The organism is Ralstonia sp. RRA (assembly GCF_037023145.1).
Lineage (GTDB): Bacteria > Pseudomonadota > Gammaproteobacteria > Burkholderiales > Burkholderiaceae > Ralstonia.
The window spans coordinates 1,611,398-1,637,587 of sequence record NZ_CP146091.1 but is presented as its reverse complement, the minus strand read 5'-3'; the positions used below and the strand labels follow the sequence as shown (position 1 = coordinate 1,637,587).

Below are 26,190 nucleotides of genomic sequence, written 5' to 3'. Positions count from 1 at the left end.
GCATCAACCCATCCACTTGCGTGCGTTACGGAACATGCGCATCCACGGGCTGCTGCCGTCACCGGCGGTTTCCCAGTCCTTCGGATGCCAGCTCATCTGCACCGCGCGGAACACGCGTTCCGGGTGCGGCATCAGCGCAGTGAAACGACCGTCGTGCGTCGTCACCGAGGCAATGCCCTGCGGCGAGCCGTTCGGGTTCAGCGGGTACGTCTGCGTAACCTGGCCGCGGTTGTCGACATAACGCAGACCCACGGCCACCTTGCTGATGTCGCCTTGCTGCGAGAAATCGGCATAGCCCTCGCCGTGCGCGACGACGATGGGGATACGGCTGCCTTCCATGCCCGCGTAGAAGATCGACGGGGACGCGTCCACCTGCACGGTGACGAGGCGGCCTTCGTACTGCTCCGACTGGTTGCGCGTGAACTTCGGCCATGCGCCTGCGCCCGGGATGATCGGGGCGAGGTTTGCCATCATCTGGCAGCCGTTGCACACGCCCAGGGCGATCGAATCGGTGCGGTTAAAGAACGCGGCGAACTGCTCGGCGAGCATGCTGTTGAAGAGGATGGTCTTCGCCCAGCCTTCGCCCGCGCCAAGCACGTCACCGTAGCTGAAGCCGCCACACGCAACGAAGCCCTTGAAGCCGGCCAGCGTGGTGCGGCCAGCCAGCAGATCGCTCATGTGGACGTCGTAGGTGTCGAAGCCGGCCTTGTCCATCGCGTAGGCCATTTCGATCTGCGAGTTCACGCCCTGCTCACGCAGGATCGCCATGCGCGGGCGGGCGCCCGTGGCGATGAACGGTGCGGCCACGTCTTCCGCAATGTCGAACGTGAGCTTGGGCGAGATGCCCGGGTCTTCGGCATCCAGAAGGATGTCGTATTCGCTCTGCGTGCACTCGGGGTTGTCGCGCAGGCTGGCGATGCGCCAGGAGACGTCCGTCCAGGTGCGCTGCAGTTCGATGCGCGAGGCGCTAAAGACCTTCTTGGCGTCGCGCCAGATTTCGATGTGGCCATTGGCGTTCGGCGCGCCGATGACGTGGCTGCAGCCGGCCAGGCCGTGCTCGCGCAGCACTGCGAAAACGGCATCGCGCTGGGCCAGCGGCACTTGAATGACGGCGCCGAGTTCTTCGGCGAACAGTGCGCGCAACGTCAGATCCGCACGGCGGCCGGAAACTTGCAGCGCCCAGTTCTTGGCGTCGCCATGATCGGCTGCATCGTCCAGCGTGAGCATGTCGACGTTGATCGACACGCCGCAGTGGCCGGCGAACGCCATTTCGCAGACGGTCGCCCACAGGCCGCCGTCGGAGCGGTCGTGGTAGGCCAGCAGCGAACCGCTGACGTTCAGTTGCTGGATGGCGGCGAAGAAGCGCTTGAGGTCTTCCGCGTCGTCCACGTCCGGCACGCTGTTGCCGATCTGCTGCGTGACCTGCGCGAGGATGCTGCCGCCCATGCGGTTTTTTCCGCGGCCCAGGTCGATGAGGATCAGCGTGGTGTCGGCCTGTGCGTTGGCCGACTCGACTTGCTTGAGTTGCGGCGTGAGCGTCTTGCGCACGTCCGTCACTGGCGCGAACGCCGAGACGATGAGCGACACCGGCGCGACCACTTCCTTGGCCTGACCGTCGTCTTCCCACTTGGTGCGCATCGACAACGAATCCTTGCCCACCGGAATGCTGATGCCCAGTGCCGGGCACAGCTCCATGCCGACGGCCTTGACGGTGTCGTACAGGCGGGCGTCTTCGCCGTTCACGCCGCAGGCAGCCATCCAGTTGGCCGACAGCTTGAGTTGCGTGAGCGAGTCGATCGGCGCGGCGGCGATGTTGGTGATGGACTCGCCAATCGCCATGCGGCCCGATGCCGGTGCGTTGATGACGGCCAGCGGCGTGCGCTCGCCCATCGTCATCGCTTCGCCGGTGTAGCCCTTGTAGTCAAGCGTGGTAACAGCCACGTCAGCCACCGGCACTTGCCACGGGCCGACCATCTGGTCGCGCGTGTTCAGGCCGCCGACAGTGCGGTCACCGATGGTGATGAGGAACGACTTGCTGGCGACGGTCGGGTGACGCAGCACGTCGCGCGCGACGATCTCCAGGTCCAGGCCGGTGACATCGACTTCCGGCAGTTCCTGCGACACGCGGCGAACGTCGCGGTGCATGCGCGGCGGCTTGCCGAGCAGCACGTCCATCGGCATGTTGACCGGGAAATGGTCGGCGCTATCGACCGGAGCATCGCTGTCGACGACTTGCAGTTGCTGTTCGTCCGTAGCGAAACCGACTACCGAGAACGGTGCGCGCTCGCGCTCGCACATGGCCTGGAAGCGCGGGAAATCGCCCGGGGCGATGGCCAGCGTGTAGCGCTCTTGCGATTCGTTGCACCAGATTTCGGCGGGGCTCAGGCCCGACTCTTCCAGATGCACCTGGCGCAGATCAAAGCGTGCGCCCTTCTCCGCGCCGTCGACGATTTCCGGGAAAGCGTTGGAGATGCCGCCCGCGCCCACGTCGTGAATCGACAGGATCGGGTTGTCTTCACCCAGCGCCCAGCACGCGTTGATGACTTCCTGCGCGCGACGCTGCATTTCGGGGTTGCCGCGCTGGACCGAGTCGAAGTCCAGGTCAGCGGTGTTGGTGCCGGTCGCCATCGAGCTGGCAGCGCCGCCGCCCATGCCGATGCGCATACCCGGGCCGCCCAGTTGGATCAGCAGCGTGCCGGCCGGCAGGCCGTGCTTGTGCGTGTGGCCGGCGTCGATGTTGCCGATGCCGCCGGCAATCATGATTGGCTTGTGATAGCCGCGCACCGTGCCGCCGACGTTCTGCTCGTAGACGCGGAAGTAGCCGCCCAGGTTGGGTCGGCCGAATTCGTTGTTGAACGCAGCGCCGCCGATCGGGCCTTCGATCATGATCTGCAGCGGCGAGGCGATGCGCTCCGGCTTGCCGATCGGGCCGGCTGCGGCCTCGTTCGGGTTGCGGTGTGCCACGGGCTGGGCCGTATCGCGGGCGTTTTCCCACGATTGCACAGCTTCGGGCAGCAGCAGGTTCGACACGGTGAAGCCGGTCAGGCCCGCCTTGGGCTTGGCGCCACGGCCGGTGGCGCCTTCATCGCGGATTTCACCGCCCGCGCCGGTCGATGCGCCCGGGAACGGCGAAATGGCCGTCGGGTGGTTGTGCGTCTCCACCTTCATCAGCGTGTGCGTGAGCGCTTCGCGACGGTTGTATTGCGGCACGCCCGTTGCGGCTTCGGTGCCAGAGTGCGGGAACCAGCGCTCGGCCATGCCGCCTTCCATCACGGCGGCGTTGTCGGAGTACGCGACGATCGTGCCCTGCGGCGCGAGCTGGTGCGTGTTACGGATCATCGCGAAGAGCGACTTGTCCTGCGTATCGCCGTCGATGGTCCAGTCGGCGTTGAAGATCTTGTGGCGGCAGTGCTCGCTGTTGGCCTGCGCGAACATCATCAGCTCAACGTCGGTCGGGTTGCGTTCGAGCTTGCGGTAAGCGTCGACCAGGTAGTCGATTTCGTCGTCGGAGAGGGCCAGGCCCATTTCGACGTTGGCGGCTTCCAAGGCCTGGCGGCCACCGGCGATATCGACAAAGCGCAGTGCCTTGGCGGGCAGCACGTCGAACAGGCCGTAGCCGGCTTCGCGCGAGTCGATGACCACTTCCGTCATGCGGTCGTGCAGGTGCTCGGCCACGGCGGCGCGGGTGGCGTCGTCCAGGTGCTTGGCCGCACCGGTCAGGCTGCGGATGAGGCCCTTCTTGCATGTGACGGTGAATTCCACGCCGCGCTCGATGCGATGGATTTGCGGTAGCGCGCAGTGGCGGGCGATTTCCGTCGCCTTGCTGGCCCACGGCGAGATCGTGCCGAAGCGCGGGATGACCACGAAGCGGTCGCCTTCGACATCCGCTGGGGCGGGCGAGCCGTAGGTCAGCAGCGCCTGCACACGGGCCGATTCATCGGCCGACAGCGGTGTGTCGGCGGCGACGAAGTGCAGGTATTGGGCACTGACGGCTTCGATATCGGGATCGATGCGCTTGAGGGTGGAAAGCAGGCGTTGCTGGCGGAAGGCGGACAGCGCGAGAGCGCCGGGAAAGCACGAGAAATGCGCCATGGTGGGCAAGGCAGGAGTCGCTGGAAGAGGAATTCCCCGGCGTGCGCGGGAAAACCGCTATTGTACCTTGCCCCGCCCCTGTTACCGACGGTCAAATCGCCTGGAAATGCGCTTGTCTCGGCCAGAATTGGCCCAAACCGCCGGTTTTACAGCGACGTGGCCGAGCGAGCTGCCTGTTCGTACAGCCCCGTCAGCACGCGCAGCAGCCGCGCCAGCTCGCCAATCTCCGCATTTTCCTCGCCACTGGGCGAAATATTGCTGGTCAGGCACTGCTCGCGGATCTCGCGATAACGGGCGCAGGCCTTTTCGCCAGCAGCCGTGGTGGTATAGGTGACTTCCTTGCCGCTGCGCGTGCCTTCCACAAGCTCCATTCCCTGCAGCTTCTTGAGGGAATACGTGACGAGGTGGGTGTCTTCCACGTTCAGCACGAAACAGATGTCGGCCAGCCGTTTGGCGCGGCCCCGGTGGTTGACGTGATGCACCACCAGCACATCGAGGAATGTCAGGTCGCGCACACCGGCAGCCGCCATGCAGCGCACACACCAGCGGTTGTAGGCGTTGTAGGCGGTATTCAGCGCGAATTCGAACTCGGACAACTCAGGGCTGCGCGCCGACACCAGATGCGACGAAGACACGATCGGCCCGCCCTTGCTTCCTTCATTGGCAGCGGCTTCCGGCAGATCGGCTTTCGGGGTGGAGGGCGATTTAGACATGCGCAGCTCAGGGAAAAAGGATCGGAAACAGTCTGGGACGCGGGCTATTGTAAGAGAATAGATCGTCATGTCTGCCCTGGTTAGACCCATCATGTCCGCACATCCGACCTGGCGCGAAATCCTCATCAACGGCGCCCTGGCCGCACACCACGGCGCTGATCTGCTCTTTGGCACGGCAGGCATTCGCGCGCTGGAAGCCGCCGCCTACCGCTCCCTCGCCCCCTTCACCCTGATGGCCCGCGCCGGCGAGGCCGCCGCCGACTGGCTTCAGACGCGGGCGCCACACGGCCACCTGCTCTTTGTCGCCGGCCCTGGCAACAACGGCGGTGACGCCCTGGTCGCAGCCACGGTGCTGCACCTGGCGGGCCGCGCAGTCACCGTGTGGCTGGCAGCCGATCCGGCCAAACTGCCCGACGATGCCCGCCGCGCGTGGACCGAGGCGCGCGCCGCCAACGTACCGATCGAGCTTCTGCACACACCTGCCTCCGTCCCGGCAACGACCACGGCCATCGTCGATGGGCTGTTCGGCATCGGGCTGGCGCGGCCGCTGACCGGGCTGCATGCAGCGCTGGTCGACACGCTCAATGCCAGCGGCCTGCCGGTTTATGCGCTCGACATTCCTTCTGGGCTGAATGGCGATACGGGCCAACCGCCGGCGCAGGGATCACCCGTCGTGCGTGCACGTGCCACGCTCACGTTCCTCGCGGTCAAACCGGGCTTGCTGACCGGCTGCGGTCGCGATGCTGCCGGCGACATCGCACTGGCTGACCTGCAGGCCGCGCAGCCCGCGTACGACGGTGTGATTGAAGCAGAAGCGCTCATCAACACGCCCGCACGCTGGCTCGCCCATCTGCCGCGTCGCAGGCACGATGGTCACAAAGGGTCGTATGGCAGCGTGGCGATCGTCGGAGGCGCACATGGCATGGTGGGCGCCCCGCTGCTGACTGCACGTGGGGCGCTGTACCTGGGTGCAGGCAAGGTGCACGTCGTGTCGTTGGCGGCGGATGCACCGCGCGTGGATTCCGCTCAGCCCGAACTGATGCTGCATACGTGGGGCAAGCTCGACCTGGGCAGCATGCAAGCGCTGGCGGTGGGCCCAGGCATGGGTACCGCCAAGGATGCTGAAAGCGCGCTCGACCATCTGCTGGATCGGATGCTGTCGTCGCGCATCCCCGCGGTGTTCGATGCCGACGCCCTGAACCTGTTTGCCAAGGTGCCCGCGCTGCTCGCGCATCTGACGCAATTGGCGCAAAGCGGCGTGCCGGTGGTGCTGACACCGCATCCGCTTGAGGCCGCGCGCCTGCTTCAGCTCGACACACCGACCGTCCAGCGCGACCGTCTGGCCGCCGCCAAGGCACTCGTCAACCGGACGGGTGCCGTCGTCGTACTCAAGGGTTCAGGCACTGTGATTGCTGCACCGGGCATGACACCCGCCGTCAACCCGACGGGCAACGGCGGTTTGGCCTCGGGCGGCACCGGCGACGTGCTCACCGGTATGGTGGGCGCGTTGCTTGCGCAGGGCGTGCCGGCGCGCGAGGCGGCGCTGTCCGCCGTCTGGCTGCATGGCAGGGCGGCGGACGATCTGGTCGCCTCGGGCGAGGGCCCGATCGGCCTGCACGCAAGTGAACTGTGCGCCCCAGCACGGCGTGCGCTCAACGCATTGCTGGCGTCAGACACGCGCGGATAGAAAAGCGCCACGATGCGCCGTTATACTGCGCATTCGTTTTTGCAACTCGATGTCATACCGCATGCCCACAGCCTTTCCTGCTTGGCAATCCCTGACGCAACATGCCCAAACCATCCGCGCCGCTCATATGCGCGACTGGTTTGCCGCGCCGGACGCCGAGGAACGGGTGCGCGCCTTCACCCTGGAAGCGGCGGGCCTGACGGTCGACTACTCAAAAAACCGCATCACCTCCGACACGCTCGCCCTGCTGCTGCAATTGGCCGATGAAGCAGGCGTGCTCGCGCTGCGCGACGCCATGCTGCGCGGCGACTGCATCAACAACACCGAGCACCGCTCTGTCTTGCATGTCGCCCTGCGCGGCCGAGCGGAAGACGACTACCGCGCCGACGGCGAACCCGTCATGCCCGAGGTGCTGCGCGTGCGCGCCCAGATGCGTGACTTTGCCAACCGCGTGCACAGCGGCGCCTGGACGGGCCACTCCGGCCAGCGCATCACGGACATCGTCAACATCGGCATTGGTGGTTCGGACCTCGGCCCCCGCATGGTGTGTCGTGCGCTCGACCATCTGGCTGTGCCGCAGGTACGCGTGCATTTCGTCTCGAACGTCGACGGCACGGATCTGGCCGAAACGCTCGACCACCTGAACCCCGACACCACGCTCGCCATTGTCTGCTCCAAGACGTTCACCACGCTTGAGACGATGGCCAATGCGCACAGCATGCGCCGCTGGTTTGTCGAGCACGGCGTGGCGGAAGATCAGCTCAAGCACCACTTCGTTGCCGTCTCCACCAACCGTGAAGCCGTCGCACAGTTCGGCATCGACCCTGACCACATGTTCACCTTCTGGGACTGGGTGGGCGGGCGCTTCTCACTGTGGTCTGCGGTGGGCCTGTCGATCATGCTGGCGATCGGCCCGCAGCAGTTCGAAGCGATGCTCGACGGCGCGCGCGCAATGGACCGCCATTTCGCCACGGCCGCACCGCGCGAGAACCTGCCGCTCATTCTCGGGATGCTGTCGGTTTGGTATCGCGGCTTTTTCAACGCTGCAAGCGCCTGCACGGTGCCCTACTGCGCACCGCTGGAACTGCTGACCGACTTCATGCAGCAACTGGAGATGGAGAGCAACGGCAAGTCGGTCCAGCGCACCGGTGCTGCCATTGATACCGACACCGGCCCCATCGTCTGGGGCACGGCGGGCACCAATGGCCAGCATGCGTACTTCCAGCTGATCCACCAAGGCTCGCAGATCGTGCCGGTGGATTTCATCACCACGCTGGAGCCGGTGCGCAATCTGCCCGGCCACCATGCCAAACTGCTCGCCAACTGCTTTGCCCAAGGCGAAGCACTGCTGCGCGGCCGCACCGAGGATGAAGTCCGCGCAGGCGGTGTGACTGACGAGGCGTTGGTGCCGCACATGGTGTTTGAAGGCAACCGCCCAAGCACGACCATCCTGATGGAGCGACTCGATGCCGCATCATTCGGCGCGTTGATTGCCTGCGCTGAACACCGCACTTTCGTGCAAGGTGCAGTGTGGAATATCAACTCGTTCGACCAGTGGGGCGTGGAGCTCGGCAAGAAGCTCGCCAAGCCGATTCAAGCAGAATTGGAAGGCGCGCCCGCCTCGGTGGCACATGACGCATCGACGGCTGCGCTGATCCGTCGCGCCAAGGCAGCGCTCTAATCGATCAAAGCTCGGTGACGGTTTCGTCGCCGACCAAGTGACCCGCTTCAATGGTGAGGATGCGGTTGCAGCGCGCCGCAACCGAACGGTCGTGCGTGACCAGCACGAGCGTGGAACCTGCGCTCTGATTCAGTTCGAACATCAAAGCGATGACAGCCTCGCCGGTGGCTGTATCAAGGCTACCCGTCGGTTCATCCGCAAAGAGGATGTCCGGCTCGGTCACAAACGCCCGGGCCAACGCTACGCGCTGCTGCTCACCGCCCGACAGCGTTTTGGGATAGTGGGAAAGCCGCGCGCCAAGACCAACACGTTCCAGCAGCGTTGTGGCGCGACGGCGCATCTCCGCAGTACTCACATCGCCCTGCAGCTCGAGCGGCAGCATCACGTTCTCCAGCGCGGTCAGATGCGGCAGCAACTGGAACGACTGAAACACGAAACCCACGTGACTGCCGCGAACGGCTGCACGGCCATCCTCATCCAGCCCGAACAGATCGTGACCCAGCAGTTTGACCTTGCCAGCGCTCGGCAGGTCCAACCCTGCCAGCAACCCAAGCAACGTCGATTTGCCCGAGCCCGACGCGCCGACGATGGCCAGCGTCTCGCCCGCTTCCACACGGAAGCCAACATCGCTCAGAATAGGCAACTCACCGGTGGCATCGCGCACGGTCTTGTGCAGCGAATCGACTTCAATCACCCAGGTAGCGGAAGACGACATGATTGGACAGGTAGGTAGTAGAAGGCGCAGCTTGAAGGCACTGGTCGCGGCACTCGGCTGCACCATGGTCGGCATGCTGCCCGTCACGCAGGCGTCAGCACAAAGCGCGCCCACAGCGCATCGCGTGGTGGTGCTGGGCGATAGCCTGTCGGCGGGATACGGCCTGGCGCAAGGCACCGGCTGGGTCGCACTGCTCGACAAGCGCCTCAAAGAACGGAAGCCTGATTATAGCGTCGCCAATGCAAGCATCAGCGGCGATACCACGGCCGGTGGCCGCTCACGCCTGCCCGCTGTGCTGGCGCGCGAGAAGCCCTCCGTGGTGATCCTGGAGCTGGGCGGCAACGACGCACTGCGCGGTCTGTCGCTCGCCTCCAGCGAAGCCAATCTGAAGGCGATGATCGATGCGTCGCAAGCTGCGGGCGCCAGGGTACTGCTGGTCGGCATGCGCATCCCGCCCAACTATGGCCCCGACTACAGCGACCGGTTCTTCGCCATGTACGGCAAGCTGTCGCAGCAGTACAAGCTGCCACTGGTGCCCTTCCTACTTGAAGGCGTGGCCCAACGTCCTGACTGGTTCCAGGAAGACCGCATCCACCCGATTGCCGCAGCTCAACCGACGATGCTCGACAACGTCTGGCCAAAACTGGAACCTCTGCTGAAGGTGCGGGTCGGAGGGTGACGGCTCGGCCGCGCCGACTGGCTCGCAAGAAGCCTGGCGCGCATCACAGCCGCATCTCATACGGGGGAATGCCATGAAGCTTTTGACCGGCGCGCTGCGTGCGGCGCGCGACAACAAGCGGTTCCTGGTCGGCATGTCGCTGCTGTTTGCCTTCCGGGCCTGCATTGCCGACTGGGCGGTGGTCCCCAGCGGCTCGATGAATCCAACGCTCATCGAGGGCGACTACATCCTGATGAACCGGCTGGCCTACGGTGTACGTGTGCCTGCCACCACCGTCTGGCTCAAGCGTGGCGACGAGCCAAGGCGCGGCGACGTCGTCGTGTTCTCATCGCCCGAAGATGGCACAAAACTGGTCAAGCGCCTGATCGGTCTGCCCGGCGATGTTGTCGAGATGCGCGGCGAAGCGCTTTTCATTAACCACCAGCGCATCGCATACACGCCGCTACCTGACGTTGCCCCCGGCGCGTTGCCGCAAGCCACCGCGGCCCTGCCACACGAACTTTGGTCTGAGGCCCTGCCCGGGCAGGCGCACACTGTAATGGTCTTGCCTGAAGTGGCTGCACTACGCGATTTCGGCCCGATCACCGTGCCAACAGACCACTACCTGATGCTTGGCGACAATCGCGACAACAGCCACGACTCGCGCTACTTCGGGCTCGTCCCGCGCAAGAACCTGATTGCACGCGCCTCGTACGTGGCCGTGTCGTTCGATCCAGACCGCTGGTATATGCCGCGTCTTGCACGCATCGGCAAACCAATGGACTAAGCCTGCGCCCGCGGGCATAAGAAAAGCCCCCTCAGTGAGGGGGCTTTTTTGTCAGGCTTGCGATGACGCGCCTAGCTCAGTCATCTCCCGAGCTGGACGGCTTGGCAGCGTCGACCACGCTGCTGTTGATCTTCACCTTCGAGCGGGCTTTCAATGCTTCATAGTAGGCATTGAAGTCGGCCTGGCCGGCAGCTTGCGCCAACTGCTGCGCATCGGCGGCACGGCGGGCTTCATCCACGTTGGCCGGCGGCAGCACCTTGTTGATGCGGTACAGCGCATAGCCTTGGGCACCCAGATCGACACCAATGGTGGTCGGCAGCTTCGTGGCATCGGCACGCAGGATGGCCGTGAGTGCCGGCGCTGGCGTGCCCTGAGCCTGCTGACGCGACACCGTCTGCGCCGCGCTGAAGCCATCGGCACTGTTGCTCTGCTTGACCGCAGCCAACTTCTCTTCGCCGGCCTTCTTAGCCAGCGCAGCCGCTTGCTCAGCAATCACCTTGGCCTTGACCTGCTCACGCACATCGGCCAGCTTCTTGACCGTCGCCGGGCGATATTCCGCCGCACGCGCTGCCACCAGGGTGGTCGGACCCACCTGGATGGCTGCCGTATTGCGATGGTTCTTGATGACGTCGTCGGCAAACAGCGCCTTGAGTACCTTCTCGTTGCCGATCGGGCTGTTGGCCAGCGCCGGGTTCGGCGTGCGCGTCACGTTGTCGATGGTCTGGATTTGCAGCTTCAGCTTGTCGGCCACCGGCTTCAGGCTGTCAGACTGATCTTCAACCGCGTTGGAGAACGCGTCGGCCAACTCGGTGTACTTCTTGTTGGCCAGCTGGGTGCGCACTTCGCGTTCCAGTTCGGGCTTGACGGCTTCCAGCGGTTGCACGCCACCACCCTTCACTTCCTCAAGCTTGATGATGTGGAAACCGAAGTCGCTCTGCACGACATCGCTGATGTCGCCCGGCTGCTTGAGCGCAAACAGCGCGTTCTCGAACGGCGGAACGGTCGCGCCTTTGCCCAGGAAGCCCAGTTCACCGCCCTGCGCGGCCGAGCCCGGATCGCCCGAGTACTTCTTGGCCAGTTCTGCGAAGCTCGCCGGGTTCTTGCGCACTTCGGCCAACACTTCTTCAGCCTTCTTTTTGGCGGCGTCCTTGTCGGCAGGCTTGGCGTTGTCCGGCAGCTTGATCAGGATGTGCGCGGCGCGGCGTTCTTCCTGGGTCTTGAAGCGCGCGGCATTCTGATCGTAGTACTCCTTGATCTGCTCGGGCGTGACCGGAATCTGCTTCATCATGTCTTCGCCCGAAAACACAACGTAGTCGGCCTTGACCTGCTCCGGCACCGAGAACTCTTGCTGGTGCGCGTCGTAATAGGCCTGGATGGCCTTGTCGTCGACGTTGACCTTGGCAGCGTAGTCAGTCGGCTTGAACACCAGGGCCTGCACTTCGCGCTGCTGGTCACGTACCTGGATCAGGTGGTCCACCAGCGACTTCGGCACAAAGGCCGTCGACACGATCGACTGCGGAATTTGCTGCTGCGCGAGCTCAAAGCGCAGGTTGTTTTCCAACTGCTCCGGCGTCATGTTCTGCGCGGCCAGCAGTTGCACATAGGCTTGCTCGTCGAACGAACCATCCGGCTTGCGCAGCGCTGCCACGGCCGGGATCTGCAAAATCGTGTCGCGAACCTTATCGTTCGAGACGTTCAGGTTGGCATGCGCGACTTCATTGGAGAGCACGCGCTGCTGAATGATGCCGTCAAGCACATCACGACGCATCTGCGGCCCTTCGAACTGGCGCGGATCGTACTGCGCGCCCAGCATCTGGCGCAGGCGGTCGGTCTGCTCGCGCACACGATTGTCGACCTCGGCGGTAGTGATGACCTTGCCGTCGACCTTGGCTGCGTCGTGCGAGCTGTCCATGAAGCTCGAATAGCTCTGCACGCCAAAAAACACGAACGAAGGGAACACCAGAATCAGCAGCACCAGAAACATCAAGCGCCGATGCGTACGTACGAATTCAAGCATGCTGGACCGGAGTGATTAGAATGATGGGAAATCGGGCGATTCTATCAGGTGCTGCGACCGCCTCGCTCATTCTGGCATGCTGCTGATCTGCAGCCGCCGCTCGACGATATGCTGTCGCATCGCATCCAGCGCGCCGGACAGGGCGCCGGCCAACTCCGGATGTCCTGCGATGCCTGCGGCATCGAGCTTCGCGCCCAACACTGGCAGCGCGATCGATGCAGACATCACCAGATCGGCCGACATCACTGACAACGTTTCCTTAAGGGCCGCGTCAGCATGCGTCGCGCGCGGCGACGCGTTGAGTACCGCGGTTGGTTTGTCGACGAACGCTTCGCAACCAACGACCCAGTCCAGCGCATTCTTCATCACGCCGGTCACCCCATGCGCATATTCGGGGCTGGCGATCAGTACCCCGTCAGCCACGTTGATCTGCTCACGGAACGCCTGTACAGGTGCCGGCACTGGGGATTCGGCGTCCGGATTGAACAGTGGGAATTCACCGAGGCGCGCGAACGTCGTAATGGATACACCTTGCGGCGCGGCCATGCTCGCGGCGCGCAACAGCGCTGTGTTGATGGAGGCCGCACGCAAGCTACCGGAGACAGCCAACAGTCGGATGATCTGCAATGCATGGCTCCTGAATGGCGCTGCCCTGCAGCCGGCTAGCGCGTCGCGCTTCACTGAAGGCAGATAAGACAAAGGCCCGAACAAGTCGGGCCTTTGCTATGTTCTGGCGGAGCGGACGGGACTCGAACCCGCGACCCCCGGCGTGACAGGCCGGTATTCTAACCGACTGAACTACCGCTCCAGATTGGGTCGGACTGCACGACGCACGGAGCGGCATTGCGAACGATGGTGGGTGCTGAGAGGCTCGAACTCCCGACCCGCGCCTTGTAAGGGCGCTGCTCTACCAACTGAGCTAAGCACCCGTTCGCACTGCCGGCACAGGCCGGACTGTCCGGTGCCCACATTCGTTGTCACCCGAATGTTGTGAGCACCAAAGCCCACTAGTTTAGCGCATCTTTTAGCGCTTTGCCAGGTTTGAATTTCGCAACTTTGCCACCTTCGATTGTGATGGTAGCTCCGGTGCGCGGATTGCGCCCGTTGCGCGAAGATCGCTTGCCGACCAGGAACGTGCCAAAGCCGACCAGCGTGACTGACCCGCCGTCGCACAACGCATCCTTGATACCGCCGATCAGCGCGTCGATGGCGCGCCCGGCTGCGGCTTTTGACATGTCGGTCTGCGCCGCCACATGGTCGATGAGATCCGTCTTGTTCATCGCGCCACCTCCCCGAACACCCGCTTAGTGTGGATTCATTAAAGTGGCCGCCAATCGACGTGTCAAGGCGAAGAACCGCCTACATCTCGCCGCCTATCGCGCAAAGAAAAAGGGCCCGAACAACGTCGGGCCCCTCTTCAACCTATGCAGGTCATGGCATCAGTGATGCACCATCTCCTGCGCCTTGCCGTCGTCAGTCTTGGCAGCTTCGGGCGCGGGCTTGGTTTCCTCTTCCGGCAGCGGCTCAGGCTTGCGCACCAGCGCGAGTTCCAGCACCTTGTCGATCCAGCGCACCGGCTGAATCTCAATGCTGTTCTTCACGTTGTCCGGAATGTCCGTCAGATCCTTTACGTTCTCTTCCGGAATCAGCACCAGCTTGATGCCACCACGATGTGCGGCCAGCAGCTTTTCCTTCAGGCCGCCGATCGGCAGCACTTCGCCGCGCAGCGTGATTTCGCCAGTCATCGCCACATCGGCGCGCACCGGAATTCCGGTCAGCACCGACACCAGCGCCGTCGTCATCGCAATCCCTGCAGACGGGCCGTCCTTGGGCGTCGCGCCTTCAGGCACGTGGATGTGGATGTCGCGCTTCTCAAACATCTCATCCTTGATACCCAGGCGAGCGGAGCGCGAACGCACCACCGAACGCGCAGCCTCGACCGATTCCTTCATCACATCGCCCAGCGAACCGGTGCGGGTGATGTTGCCCTTGCCCGGCATCAGCGCGGCTTCGATGGTCAGCAGATCGCCGCCCACTTCCGTCCATGCCAGACCTGTCACCTGACCCACCTGGTCTTCCTTGCCGGCCAGACCGAAGTCGAAGCGACGCACGCCGAGGAATTTGTCCAGATTGTCCGAATCCACCTTCACGGACGTACCGGCTTCCTTCTTCAGCAGCAGTTGCTTGACGACCTTGCGGCAGATCTTCGAGACCTCGCGCTCCAGCGAACGCACACCCGCTTCGCGCGTGTAGTAGCGGATGATGTCGCGCAGCGCGGCTTCAGTCACCTCGATCTCGCCTTCCTTCAGACCATTGTTCTTGATCTGCTTGGGCAGCAAGTAGCGGCGGGCGATGTTGACCTTTTCGTCTTCCGTATAGCCCGACAGACGAATCACTTCCATCCGATCCAGCAACGGCGCCGGAATGTTCAGCGAGTTCGACGTCGCCACGAACATCACGTCCGACAGGTCGAAGTCCACTTCGATGTAGTGGTCCTGGAACGTGTGATTCTGTTCCGGGTCCAGCACTTCGAGCAGCGCCGACGACGGGTCACCGCGGAAATCCGCACCCATCTTGTCGATTTCGTCGAGCAGGAACAGCGGGTTGCGCACGCCGACCTTGGTCAGGCTCTGCAGGATCTTGCCCGGCATCGACCCGATGTAGGTACGGCGGTGACCGCGAATTTCAGCTTCGTCACGCACGCCGCCCAGCGCCATACGCACGAACTTGCGGTTCGTTGCACGCGCCACCGACTGCCCCAGCGAAGTCTTACCCACGCCCGGCGGCCCCACGAGGCACAGGATTGGTGCCTTCAGCTTGTCAACACGCTGCTGAACCGCGAGGTACTCGAGAATGCGTTCCTTGACCTTCTCCAGACCGTAGTGGTCCTGATCCAGTACCTGCTCAGCATTCGACAGGTCGTTGTTGACCTTGCTCTTCTTGCGCCACGGCAGGCCCACGAGCGTGTCGATGTAGTTGCGCACGACCGTTGCCTCGGCCGACATCGGCGACATCAGCTTGAGCTTCTTGAACTCGGAGTCGGCCTTCTTCTTGGCCTCCTTGGGCATGCGAGCGGCCTTGATCTTCTTGTCCAGCTCTTCGAGATCAGCGCCTTCTTCGCCTTCGCCCAGTTCCTTCTGGATGGCCTTGACCTGCTCGTTCAGGTAGTACTCGCGCTGCGACTTCTCCATCTGGCGCTTGACGCGACCACGGATGCGCTTTTCCACCTGCAGGATGTCGATCTCGCCTTCCAGCTGCGACAGCAGACTCTCCAGACGTTCGGTGACGTTGAACATCTCGAGAATTTTCTGCTTCTGCTCGAGCTTGATCGGCAGATGCGCGGCGATGGTGTCAGCCAGACGACCCGGCTCATCGATGCCCGACAGCGAGGTCAGGATCTCCGGCGGGATCTTCTTGTTCAGCTTCACGTACTGATCGAATTGCGACACGATGGCGCGACGCAGCGCCTCGGTTTCGGCCGATTCAGTCGGTTCCGGGCCGACGGGCACTGCTTCGCAGAAGAAGTGCGATTCGTCGTCGGTCACGGTCAGGATATTGGCGCGTTGCGTGCCCTCGACCAGCACCTTCACGGTGCCGTCCGGCAGCTTCAGCATCTGCAGGATGTTGGCGATACAACCGACCTCGTAGAGGTCCTTGTCGGTCGGCTCATCCTTGGCGGCCGTCTTCTGCGCCACCAGCATGATGCTCTTGCCCGCTTCCATCGCGGCTTCCAGCGCCTTGATGGACTTGGGGCGCCCCACGAACAGCGGAATCACCATGTGCGGAAACACCACCACGTCACGCAACGGCAACAGCGGCAGGCGAATCTGCTCAGCGGGTAAAAGTTGGGTTCCGGACATTATTTTCCCCAGAAAGTCATGTAAGGGCTAAATTGGGCGCAGTGGCGGTTTTACAAGACCGCTGCTGCAAGTCGCATGCCGGCCCGGTTTCCCGAAGCAAAAAAGCCGCTCGCGAGCGAACGGCTTCCTGCATGGGATGCATACGGCGCATCCCCGCCGGGCATTCGCGTCAGTTGGAACCTGCAACCTTGGGTTGCTCTTCGTACATCAGCAAGGGCTTGCCGTCACCGGAGATCGTACTTTCATCGATCACCACTTTCTGCACACCCTTGTGGTTAGGGAGGTCATACATCACATCCATCAAAGCGTGCTCGACAATGGAACGCAAACCACGCGCCCCCGTCTTGCGCTTGATCGCCTTGCGGGCGATTGCCGTCAGCGCGCTCGGACGGATTTCCAACTCCACCCCTTCCATGGCCAGCAGTTTTTGATACTGCTTGACGATTGCATTCTTAGGCTCGACCAGGATTTCCATCAGGGCGGCCTCGTCGAGCTTGGCCAGCGTTGCCACCACGGGCAGGCGGCCAATCAGCTCAGGAATCAGGCCGAACTTGATGAGGTCTTCCGGCTCCACCTGCGGCAGCACTTCATTGACGTCGCGCTCTTCCTTGCTCTGCACTTCTGCACCAAAACCGATCCCGGTCTTGTCGGAGCGCTGGCGGATGATCTTTTCCAGACCATCGAACGCGCCGCCGCAAATGAACAGAATGTTGGTGGTATCGACCTGCAGGAAGTCCTGATTCGGATGCTTGCGGCCACCTTGCGGCGGTACCGATGCCATCGTTCCCTCGACGAGCTTGAGCAGAGCTTGCTGCACGCCTTCCCCAGAAACGTCTCTGGTAATGGAAGGGTTGTCAGACTTGCGCGAAATCTTATCGATTTCGTCGATGTAGACGATGCCGCGCTGGGCCTTGTCCACTTCGTAATTGCAGTTCTGCAGCAGCTTCTGGATGATGTTCTCGACGTCTTCGCCCACGTAGCCGGCTTCGGTCAGCGTGGTGGCGTCAGCGATGACGAACGGGACGTTCAGGAGGCGTGCCAGCGTTTGTGCGAGCAGGGTCTTGCCCGAGCCAGTCGGCCCGATGAGCAGGATGTTGCTCTTAGACAGCTCGACATCATCCTTCTTGCCGAGGTGCTTCAAACGCTTGTAATGGTTGTAGACCGCGACCGCCAGAATCTTCTTGGCCTGCTCCTGACCAATCACATATTGGTCGAGGCTCTGACGGATTTCATGCGGTGTCGGCAGATCGGACTTGACCGCAAGACCACCTTCCTTCTCGGAGATGGCGGCTTCGTCCCGGATGATTTCATTGCACAGGTCGATACATTCATCGCAGATGAAGACCGAAGGGCCGGCAATCAGTTTTTTGACCTCATGCTGGCTCTTGCCGCAGAACGAGCAGTACAGCAGCTTTTCGCCAGTCGAGCCTTTCTTGTCCGCCATAACGATTACCAGTAGTTCTTGGCAGCATCATACGCCAAATTATCTGGCGACGATCCGCTGGTGTTGTACAAAGCAAAAACGAGGCGCGAAGCCTCGTTTTTGACACCGCTTGACATGCTTTGCGCGCTTAACCAGTGTGCCGCCGAGGTGACCCGGAACACACCGGCTATCGCGCACATCGGCGTTTTACCGCTTGCTGATGACCTGGTCGATCAGGCCGTATTCCTTGGCCTGTTCGCTGCTCATGAAGTTGTCGCGGTCCGTGTCGCGGGCGATCTTGTCGACCGGCTGGCCGGTCGCCTCCGAGAGCACCGTGTTCAGGCGCTCGCGCAGGTACAGGATTTCGCGCGCCTGGATCTCGATATCGGAAGCCTGACCACGCGCGCCGCCCAGCGGCTGGTGAATCATGATGCGCGAGTTCGGCAACGCCAGACGCTTGCCCTTGGCGCCAGCGGCCAGCAGGAACGCGCCCATGCTGGCTGCCATGCCCATGCACAGCGTCGACACATCCGGCTTCACGAACTGCATCGTGTCGTACATCGCCAGACCGGACGACACCGAACCGCCCGGTGAGTTGATGTACAGCGAGATGTCCTTGTCCGGATTCTCGCTTTCCAGGAACAACAGCTGTGCCACCACGAGGTTGGCAGTCTGGTCGTTGACCTCGCCTACCATGAAGATCACGCGCTCCTTGAGCAGGCGCGAGTAGATATCGTAGGCGCGTTCGCCGCGGCCCGACTGCTCGACCACCATCGGCACCAGACCGAGCCCCTGCGTTTCGAGCGCAGAAGCCTGGGTACGGGCAAGTTGGTCGATCAGTTCATTGCGGATCATGCGGTTCTCCGGTGCTTAGTTCGGAAACTCTATCGATCGAATCAGCCTTGCGCCGGGGTGGCGGTCAGCTCTTCGAACGACACAGCCTTGTCAGTAACCTTGGCCTTGTCGCACACAAAATTTACCACGTTGTTTTCGAGCACGTAGGCTTCCATTTCAGCCAGGCGCTGTTGGTCACCGTAGTACCAGCGAATGACTTCCTTCGGATCTTCGTAGCTCTTGGCGAACTCTTCGATCTCGGCCTTGATCTGCTCCGGCTTGGCTTCCAGGTTGTTGGCCTTCACGACTTCAGCCAGCACCAGACCCAGCTTCACGCGGCGCTCGGCTTGTTGCGTGAACATTTCCGCCGGGATCGGCATGTTCTTGGCGTTGGGCATGCCGCGCGACTCGAGGTCACGACGGGCCATTTCGACCAGGCGCTCTTGGTCTTGTTCGACCAGCGACTTCGGCACATCCAGCTCTGCCACCTTCAGCAGCGCTTCCATGACTTGGTCCTTGAGCAGCGCGTGCGTGCGGCGCTTGACTTCACGCTCGAGGTTTTCGCGGATGTCGGCGCGCATCTTGTCGAGGTTGCCGTCGGCGATGCCCAGCGATTGTGCGAAGGCTTCGTTGACTTCCGGCAGGTGTGCCCACTCGACTTGCTTGAGCGTAACGGTGAACTCAGCCGTCTTACCGGCCACGTCCTTGCCGTGGTAGTCCTCCGGGAAGGCCAGCGGGAATTTCTTCGACTCGCCTTGCTTCAGGCCCAGCGTCGCTTGCTCGAACTCAGGCAGCATGCGGCCTTCGCCCAGCACGAAGCTGAAACCTTCAGCCTTGCCACCGGCAAATTCCACACCGTCGATCGTGCCGACGAAGTCGACCGTCACGCGGTCGCCGTTTTGTGCAACGGCAGCGCCGCCGTCACCGTGCTCACCAGCCTCGCCGCGCGCGTGGTAATGCACACGCTGCTTGCGCAGGATGTCGAGGGTCTTGTCGATTTCCGCGTCGGTGATCTCGGTCTTGGTGCGGGTCAGTTCCGCGCCGGCCAGATCGCCCAGCTTGACTTCCGGGTACACCTCGAAGGTGGCGTCGAATGCGACTTGGTCGTCGGCCACGCCTTCGGTCTTCAGCTCGAAGCGCGGTTGGCCGGCAACCTTCACGCCTTGCTCATTGGTGATGTCGAAGAACTGACGGGCAGCCTTGTCGTAGCGGACTTCGAATTCAACTTGTTGGCCGTATTGCTTCTCGACCATCTTCATCGGGACCTTGCCCGGACGGAAGCCCGACATCTTGACGGTCTTGGACAGACGCGCCAGACGGCTTTGCTTCTCTTGCTCCACTTCGGCCTTCGGGACAGCCAGGGTCACTTTGCGATCAAGCTTGCCGAGGTTTTCGATAGTCGACATGGTCGTAATTCCAGAATCAGATGAAAGTTGCGTCGAACGGCGCAGCGCCAGCAGCAGCCGTGGTTCAAAGTTCTTGGTCTTGCCGGGCTTGCGCGGATGCGACGCGAGGGCCGCTCAGGTGACACTTCGGCGGCTTAAACGGGTGCAACAGGCGCGTTCGGGCTGGCAAACGCAAAACGCATATTATGGCATGGAACGCTCGCCGGCCCTGATTTTTTGGGTCAGAACGCTTGGAAACCCCTTCAAACAGTGGGTTAGTCGAGCGTATCCGCTGCTTCAGTTTCAGCAGGTGCAGCACCCTGCCCGCGCCCTTGCCCATGCTGCAACGCACGTAGGACAAAGCGCCCTGGATCGAGCGCCGCCGCAAGGTCAACTTCCAGCGGTAACGGCCCACCGTCGATCTGCGCGGCGAGCAATTCCGCGCCCAAGACCGACCATGTGAGGCCGCGCGAGCCATATGCAAGTGCGGCATACAGCCCTGGCACGCGAGGCAGTTGCGCATGCGGCCCGCGCAGGCGGAAACCCGGCGCCATGGCCACCGCCTCATCGACCACCGCGCCAATCAGCGGCAAGCGGTTGGCGGACACGCACCGCACCCCGACATACCCATGCAGTTGCGCTGGGTCCAGCCTCGCCAACGCCTGCGATTGCTGCGGCTGCATGCCTGCCAGCCGCTTCAGGTTGGCGGCGTGATCGCTGGTGCGCTCGGCCAGATCAGAATCGCCCGGTTGGAACGATGAGCCGATCCGCACGGAATTCGCATCGGGTTCCGCTGGCAGCAAGTAGCCATCACCGCACACCACGGCGCTGGGCCAAACGGCGCCCTGCTCAAGGCTGGCGACGGGCACATCCGTAAGCTGGCCGCGCACCGGCTTGAGCGACGCAGACGACAGCGGCGCCAGCCGGGCCGCATCCAGGCTATTGGCGAGGATGACGACCGGCGCGCTGGCAATCACGCCACCGTGAGCGTCGAACGCTTGCCACTTGCCATCCGTTTGGAGCAGCGAATCAACTCGGGTGCGCCAGCGCGCATCAATTGCGTTGGCTGCTGCGGCGAGGTTCGCCCGACAGACGTCGGGCGGCGCCACCCAGCCAGCCTGTTCGAACCACCAGCCACCCTGGGGCACGCTTGCGCCGACGCGGTCAGCAGCCTGGCTGGCGCTCAACCAATCGATGTAGCCGGTGGGGTACCCGAGCGCCTGCACGATGCGTTGCTGCTCGGCGGCATCGTCTTCGTGTTCAGCGAGCTGCAGTACGCCGGTGGGCTGGAAGCCGGTGGCAAAACCCGCGCGGTCGAGTGCGTCCCACTGCCGACGTGCGAGCAGATTGCCAGCGCGCGACAGACGGGAGAGCACGCTGTCATCAATGGACACATGCGGATGCATGGCTGCGGCACGGTGCGCTGATGTGCCGCGAGCGGGCCCCTCGTTCGCATCGATGAGCGTGATGCGCCAGCCGCGTGCGGCGAGGCGTTCCGCGACGGAGCAACCGGCCAGCCCCGCGCCAAGGACGATAGCGTGGCGCTCAGACCAAACGGGCGCTTCGACCGGACCGCGTCGCGTCTTCCAGTGCGTTGGAAACTGCGCGACGGTCATATCGCGCTTGGTGCCGAAGCCCGGCGCCTTGCGTGCCTCGAAGCCGGCTTCCTGCAGGCCGCGTCGTACAAAGCCTGCCGCCGTGTACGTTGCCAGCGTGGCGCCAGCGCGGGCGACACGCGCGAGCTGCTTGAACACGCGCGGCTGCCAGAGGTCCGGGTTCTTGGCGGGCGAGAAGCCATCCAGATAAAACGCGTCGGCGGCGCAAGACAGTTGCGGCAGCATCTCCATCACATCGCCAAGCAGCAGCGTGAGCGTGACGCGGCCCTCATCGAAGACGAGACGATGCACGCCCGGCACGGGTACGGGCCATGACTGCCGCAACGCTTCGCCGAGCGGCGCAAGCACGCCCTCTTTCGGATGGACGAAGGACAAGCCCGCGCGATCGAACGGGTGCTTCTCGATGGAAACGAAATCGAGCCGCGCACAACGCTGTGGATCGTCACGCCACGCTGCCCACGTCGCCAGGAAATTCAGGCCTTGGCCGAAACCGGTCTCGACGATCGTGAAGGCGCCTTTGCCCTGCCACGCGCCCGGCAAACCGTTGCCGCCCAGGAAGACGTGCTGCGCCTGTGCGAGACCACCTTCGGTGCTGTGATAAACGTCGTCGTATTGCGCGGAGAACGGCGTGCCGTCTGACGTGAGCTGGGGCGTGGCGAGAACGAGGCCGCGTGGCATGGAACACCTGGGAGAGAAGCGACGGATTGTACCGCCGCCCTCCCCGCCCACCTTGATCTGACGCAGGTGCGTGCGGCTATACGTCAGCAACCGGTAGCGTGCCCATGATGCGGCGATACCACGCGTGGAAATGCTGCATGCCGTCTTCCAGCGGCGACTGGTATGGGCCGGTTTCCGACACGCCGCGTGCCATCAGTGCGCGGCGGCCCGCGTCCATGCGCTCGCCGATCTCGTCGTCCTCGATACAGGTTTCCATGTAGGCCGCGCGCTGCGCCTCCACGAACTCGCGCTCGAACGCGGCGATCTCTTCCGGGTAGTAGAACTCGACCACGTTGACGGTGTCCTGTGGCCCTTTTGGATACAACGTGGAGAGCACCAGCACGTGCGGATACAGCTCGATCATGTGGGTCGGGAAGTACGTCACCCAGATCGCACCGAAGTCGGGCGAGGTGCCGGAGCGATAGTCGAGCAGCCGGTCATGCCAGGCGCCGTACACGTCCGAGCCCGGCTGGCTGAGCGCCTGGTGGATGCCTACGCGCTGCATGCTGTACCAGTCTGCAAACTCCCATTCGAGGTTGTCGCACGTGACGAAGTGGCCGAGGCCGGGGTGGAACGGTGCGACGTGGTAGTCCTCCAGGTAGACCTCGATGAAGGTCTTCCAGTTGTAATTGCATTGGTGGACTTCTACGTGGTCGAGCACGTAGTCACCGAAATCGAACTCGGGGCGGGCGAACAGCGGTGCCATGTCGTGCGCCGGGTCGCGTGGGCCTTCGAACAGCAGGCCGTGGCAGTTGCGTAGGGTGAAGCGCTGCAGGTTCTTGCACGGTGTGCTGGTGAACTGTGGTGCGCCGATCAGCTCGCCGCGGTCGGTGTACGTCCAGCGGTGCAAGGGACAAACGATGTTGCCGCCAGCCGCGCGCAGGTTGCCGGTGGCATTGGCGAGGCCGGTCACGTTGCCGGCTTCCCCACCAAGAATCAGCGCCTGCCGGTGGCGGCAGACGTTGGACATCAGTTCTACGCCGCCGGCATTGCGCACCAGCAAGCGGCCGCCGTCCTCCTGGGCGAGGCGGCGCCAGTCGCCAGGTTCGGGCACGGCTTTTTCATTGCCGATATAGCAGGCGGATTGCTTGAAAATGGTTTCGAGTTCGCAAGCGAACAAGGCGTCGTCGAAGTACGCGGCGACGGGCAATTGGGTATGCGCTGGCATCACGTGCGCCAGGCGTCCGATATCGGTCATCGGGGTCTCCAACACGGTGTGGCGGGCGGTTCAGTGTTCACGCTGAGCCAGCATCCGCCCCATCAGGTATCGGGGGGAGAGGAAAAAGCGCGCACTACGACGCTTCGGCCAGCAAGCGGGCGATACGCGCGTCGAGCGAGAGCTTTGGGCAGGTGCTGCATTTCTCGCCGTCGTGGCGGCGAAAGTGGTGGCAGCAGACCTTGCGGTCAAGCGCGAGCGCGGGTGTGCCATCACGTGCACGGTAGGCGAAGAAGCCGCAGCCGCCGGCAATGCCAAGGGCGGCCAGCCACGCCTCCCCTATGGCAGTCACGTCTGCATCTGACAGCGACGTGTGTGGACGCACAGCCATCAACGCGCCGAGCACACACTCGGCCTGCAAGCGATCTGCAGCGCGCTCATGCAAAGCGACCCGTGGTTTGAGCGCTCGGCGGATTGCGCCGCAGAACGCCCGCAACTCAGCGGCAGCAGCGTCCATCCGCTCGGAGAATGTGCCGCCGACCGGCGCATGCACGGGCAAGTTGAAGCCACTGGGGAAGCCCGCCTTCACTGGCTGCGCGAGGCCCGCCAACCGGGGAACCAATCCATCCAGATGCACGGCAATCACACACAGATAGATCGGCTGCCAGATCGCCAGCCCCCAACAGCGCAGGGCGAGGTAATGCGCGCCCGCCTCCGGATAGGCCTGCGCCCAGTGATCGCACAGTGCCTGCAATGCAACGTTGTCGTCCAGGCGCAGCGCATTGGCGGGCGGTCCCCCGCCCTGCTCGCCGCGCAAGCTGGGAATGACACGCTGCGCCAGCCTTAGCACCTGGGCTAGGTCCGGGTTCGGTGTCGGCGCCGGACGCCAGACTTGCGGCAAGGCAAAGTCCGCCCCCGCGGCGTCTTCAACGAAGGCGCGCATGCCGTCTGTCATGCAGCCGCTTCCACCACGTCCGTCGCTTCGGCTTGCACGGCAAGTGCCGCACGACGGAACTTGGCGATCGGGTTGACCAGGTTGCCTGCGATCTTCAGGCTTGATGCCGGGTCGGCCAGGTTCACCATCTGCACGTTGTTGCCGAGCTGCAGGCGGTTCAGGCACGAGTGCAGGAACTCGGGCACGAACATGTCGTAGTGCGCGTACTTGGCGGCATGCTCAGGATGGGCGTCCTGATAGTCATAGACGCAATCGGCCACGGCGCCCCAGAACTGGTCTTCGGTGCAGCAGCCGTTCTCCATCAGCACGTGGTTGATGTGGCGCAGCACGCCATCGAACACGTCGATGAAGATGCCGAGCAGCTTGAAGTTGTCGGGCACCTCCACCGCCAAGCGCTGCACACGTTCGGGCAGCCACTCGCGCGCCTTGATGTCGAGGATGGCGCATTCCTCGGCAATGTCTTTCATGATGGCGCGCACGGGCACGTGGCTGTCCATCACGAGGATAAGGTTCTCTCCGTGCGGCATGAAGGTCAGCTCATAGGCGTAGAAGCAATGCAGCAGCGGCGTGAGATACACCTGCAGGTACTGGCGCACCCACGTGAGCGCAGGCAGGCCCGAGCGGCGGATCAGCTCGGGCATCAGCGCATGGCCGTCCTTGTCGACGTGCAGCAGCGCCGCCATCGTCATCAGGCGTTCGCCCGGCTTGAGCAGCGGCAGCGGGTTCTCGCGCCACAGCGCCGAGAACTGCTTCTTGTACGGCGTATCCACCGGAATCGCCGCTTCGTAGTAGAAGTTTCGGAAGCCGATGGCCGCCACTTCCTGCAGGATGGTGAAACCGTTCTCGCGCAGGAAGCCATCTTTCGAGACCAGCTCCTTGATGAACTCGTTGATGGCCGGCGTGCCCGACATGTAGTACGGCGAGAGCCCGCGCATAAAGCCCATGTTCAGGATCGACAGCGATGTCTTCACATAGCGCTTGGTGCGATCGCTCGTGTTGAAGAACGTGCGGATGGATTGCTGGGCGATGTAGTGATCGGCGCTGTAGTCCAGGCAAATAATCTTGCGCTGGGCCACGTAGCCCGCAAACGCGATGGAGAGCTTATTGAACCACTGCCACGGGTGCGCCGGCATGAAGTGGTAGTCGGCAGGGTCCACGCCCTTGGTGGCAACCTGGCGCGTGAAATCGTCCACCGTGTCCTGGCCGAGTTCTTCCACCAGCATTTGCGCGTAGTTGAGCGTGGAAAGCGTTGACGGCGTGGCGTGATCCTTGTGCACGGCCAGCCAGATCACGCGGATGTCGGAACCGGCCTCAGGCGCATAGGCCTGATAGTCGACTGAGGTGAAGCCCAAGCGCCCATTGTTGGCGACGAAGCCGGGGTGCCCTTCGATCATGGCGACTTCGATGGCCTGGAAATCGGTGGCCTCCGCCAGTTGTGCACTGCTGGGTGCGTCGGCCTTCATGCGTTTGAACGCGCTGCCGAATAGCGTGCTGCTGATCTCGTCGAGGTAGATGGGCAGCAGCTCGTCACGGATACCAAGCCGCTGACGGCATTCGATGATGAACTGCAGCGCGTCGAGCGGTTGCTCGGCATCCTCGACCAGACGGCGAATCGATTCCGGTTGGATGAACCAATGGCGCATCGCGAGTTGCTGCGCTTCAAACTGGTAGCAGACCTTGCCGTCATCAGAGCGCACCTGGTACTGCGCGAACCCGCCGGCCGTAGCATGCAGATGCTCGGGCTCCAGGATGAGTTCGTGCGCATACTCGGCAATCGCCTTGCGCAACAGGCGTCGATTGGCCTGCGCCCAGACTTCCGGCGTAAGGTGGGCGGCTGCCTGGGCCGGGTGTTGCGAGAGCTGATTGTGGATCGAGACGTTCATGGCGAATCCTT

18 protein-coding genes and 2 tRNA genes are annotated in these 26,190 nt (G+C 63.2%); 4 read left to right on the top strand and 16 right to left on the bottom strand.

From position 1 onward, the window contains the following. Positions 1-3 precede the first annotated feature (3 nt). Both purL and V6657_RS08110 read right to left on the bottom strand, forming a co-directional pair. Entirely contained in the window at positions 4-4,092 is a 4,089-nt protein-coding gene (purL, locus tag V6657_RS08115) for a phosphoribosylformylglycinamidine synthase (RefSeq protein ID WP_048932457.1), read from the bottom strand. 146 nt (positions 4,093-4,238) lie between these two features. After that, on the bottom strand, positions 4,239-4,805 hold the full coding sequence (locus V6657_RS08110) for a winged helix DNA-binding protein (protein ID WP_048932458.1): 567 nt from the start codon (positions 4,803-4,805) through the stop codon (positions 4,239-4,241). A 91-nt stretch (positions 4,806-4,896) separates the two neighbouring features. On the opposite strand from V6657_RS08110, the gene V6657_RS08105 reads away from it, so the two are divergent. Further along, on the top strand, positions 4,897-6,492 hold the full coding sequence (locus V6657_RS08105; RefSeq protein WP_048932459.1) for an NAD(P)H-hydrate dehydratase: 1,596 nt from the start codon (positions 4,897-4,899) through the stop codon (positions 6,490-6,492). A gap of 61 nt (positions 6,493-6,553) precedes the next feature. Then, positions 6,554-8,173: a glucose-6-phosphate isomerase gene (pgi, locus tag V6657_RS08100; protein WP_048932854.1), complete on the top strand. Its 1,620-nt coding sequence runs from the start codon at positions 6,554-6,556 to the stop codon at positions 8,171-8,173. A 4-nt stretch (positions 8,174-8,177) separates the two neighbouring features. Here the strand turns inward: pgi and V6657_RS08095 are convergent, their stop codons facing one another. Next, positions 8,178-8,888 (bottom strand): ABC transporter ATP-binding protein, encoded by a 711-nt coding sequence (locus V6657_RS08095; RefSeq protein WP_048932460.1) that lies wholly within the window; start codon positions 8,886-8,888, stop codon positions 8,178-8,180. A 64-nt stretch (positions 8,889-8,952) separates the two neighbouring features. On the opposite strand from V6657_RS08095, the gene V6657_RS08090 reads away from it, so the two are divergent. Beyond that, a complete protein-coding gene (locus tag V6657_RS08090) occupies positions 8,953-9,567 on the top strand; it encodes an arylesterase (protein ID WP_048932855.1) in 615 nt (204 codons plus the stop codon). 73 nt (positions 9,568-9,640) lie between these two features. Then, positions 9,641-10,333, top strand: a complete 693-nt coding sequence (gene lepB / locus V6657_RS08085; RefSeq protein WP_048932461.1) for a signal peptidase I — start codon at positions 9,641-9,643, stop codon at positions 10,331-10,333. A 76-nt stretch (positions 10,334-10,409) separates the two neighbouring features. Here lepB and V6657_RS08080 read toward each other — a convergent pair whose 3' ends face one another. The 13 genes from V6657_RS08080 to V6657_RS08020 all read right to left on the bottom strand — a co-directional run bounded on the left by V6657_RS08080 (position 10,410) and on the right by V6657_RS08020 (position 26,179). After that, positions 10,410-12,350 (bottom strand): SurA N-terminal domain-containing protein, encoded by a 1,941-nt coding sequence (locus tag V6657_RS08080; RefSeq protein ID WP_048932462.1) that lies wholly within the window; start codon positions 12,348-12,350, stop codon positions 10,410-10,412. 66 nt (positions 12,351-12,416) lie between these two features. Continuing rightward, complete coding sequence (locus tag V6657_RS08075) at positions 12,417-12,977, bottom strand: NADPH-dependent FMN reductase (RefSeq protein ID WP_048932463.1); 561 nt, start codon at positions 12,975-12,977, stop codon at positions 12,417-12,419. A 104-nt stretch (positions 12,978-13,081) separates the two neighbouring features. After that, a tRNA-Asp gene (locus V6657_RS08070) sits at positions 13,082-13,158 on the bottom strand. A gap of 45 nt (positions 13,159-13,203) precedes the next feature. Next, positions 13,204-13,279, bottom strand: a tRNA-Val gene (locus tag V6657_RS08065). Between the two features lie 78 nt (positions 13,280-13,357). Then, the gene (locus V6657_RS08060) at positions 13,358-13,630 is read right to left on the bottom strand and encodes an HU family DNA-binding protein (protein ID WP_021194571.1); all 273 of its coding nucleotides are present in this window, start codon (positions 13,628-13,630) and stop codon (positions 13,358-13,360) included. 159 nt (positions 13,631-13,789) lie between these two features. Further along, positions 13,790-16,210 (bottom strand): endopeptidase La, encoded by a 2,421-nt coding sequence (gene lon, locus V6657_RS08055; RefSeq protein WP_048932464.1) that lies wholly within the window; start codon positions 16,208-16,210, stop codon positions 13,790-13,792. Positions 16,211-16,379: 169 nt separating this feature from the next. Beyond that, complete coding sequence (gene clpX, locus V6657_RS08050) at positions 16,380-17,654, bottom strand: ATP-dependent Clp protease ATP-binding subunit ClpX (RefSeq protein WP_021194573.1); 1,275 nt, start codon at positions 17,652-17,654, stop codon at positions 16,380-16,382. A 186-nt stretch (positions 17,655-17,840) separates the two neighbouring features. Next, on the bottom strand, positions 17,841-18,488 hold the full coding sequence (clpP, locus tag V6657_RS08045; protein WP_048932465.1) for an ATP-dependent Clp endopeptidase proteolytic subunit ClpP: 648 nt from the start codon (positions 18,486-18,488) through the stop codon (positions 17,841-17,843). A 41-nt stretch (positions 18,489-18,529) separates the two neighbouring features. Then, entirely contained in the window at positions 18,530-19,873 is a 1,344-nt protein-coding gene (gene tig, locus V6657_RS08040) for a trigger factor (protein ID WP_048932466.1), read from the bottom strand. A 254-nt stretch (positions 19,874-20,127) separates the two neighbouring features. Then, positions 20,128-22,146: a bifunctional tRNA (5-methylaminomethyl-2-thiouridine)(34)-methyltransferase MnmD/FAD-dependent 5-carboxymethylaminomethyl-2-thiouridine(34) oxidoreductase MnmC gene (gene mnmC, locus V6657_RS08035; protein ID WP_048932467.1), complete on the bottom strand. Its 2,019-nt coding sequence runs from the start codon at positions 22,144-22,146 to the stop codon at positions 20,128-20,130. 76 nt (positions 22,147-22,222) lie between these two features. Then, complete coding sequence (locus V6657_RS08030) at positions 22,223-23,383, bottom strand: aromatic ring-hydroxylating dioxygenase subunit alpha (protein WP_048932468.1); 1,161 nt, start codon at positions 23,381-23,383, stop codon at positions 22,223-22,225. Between the two features lie 94 nt (positions 23,384-23,477). After that, positions 23,478-24,296, bottom strand: coding sequence for a siderophore ferric iron reductase (locus tag V6657_RS08025; protein ID WP_048932469.1), 819 nt, complete (start codon positions 24,294-24,296; stop codon positions 23,478-23,480). Further along, positions 24,293-26,179, bottom strand: a complete 1,887-nt coding sequence (locus V6657_RS08020) for an IucA/IucC family siderophore biosynthesis protein (RefSeq protein ID WP_048932470.1) — start codon at positions 26,177-26,179, stop codon at positions 24,293-24,295. Before V6657_RS08020 ends, V6657_RS08025 begins: the two co-directional genes overlap by 4 nt. Between the last annotated feature and the right edge of the window lie 11 nt (positions 26,180-26,190).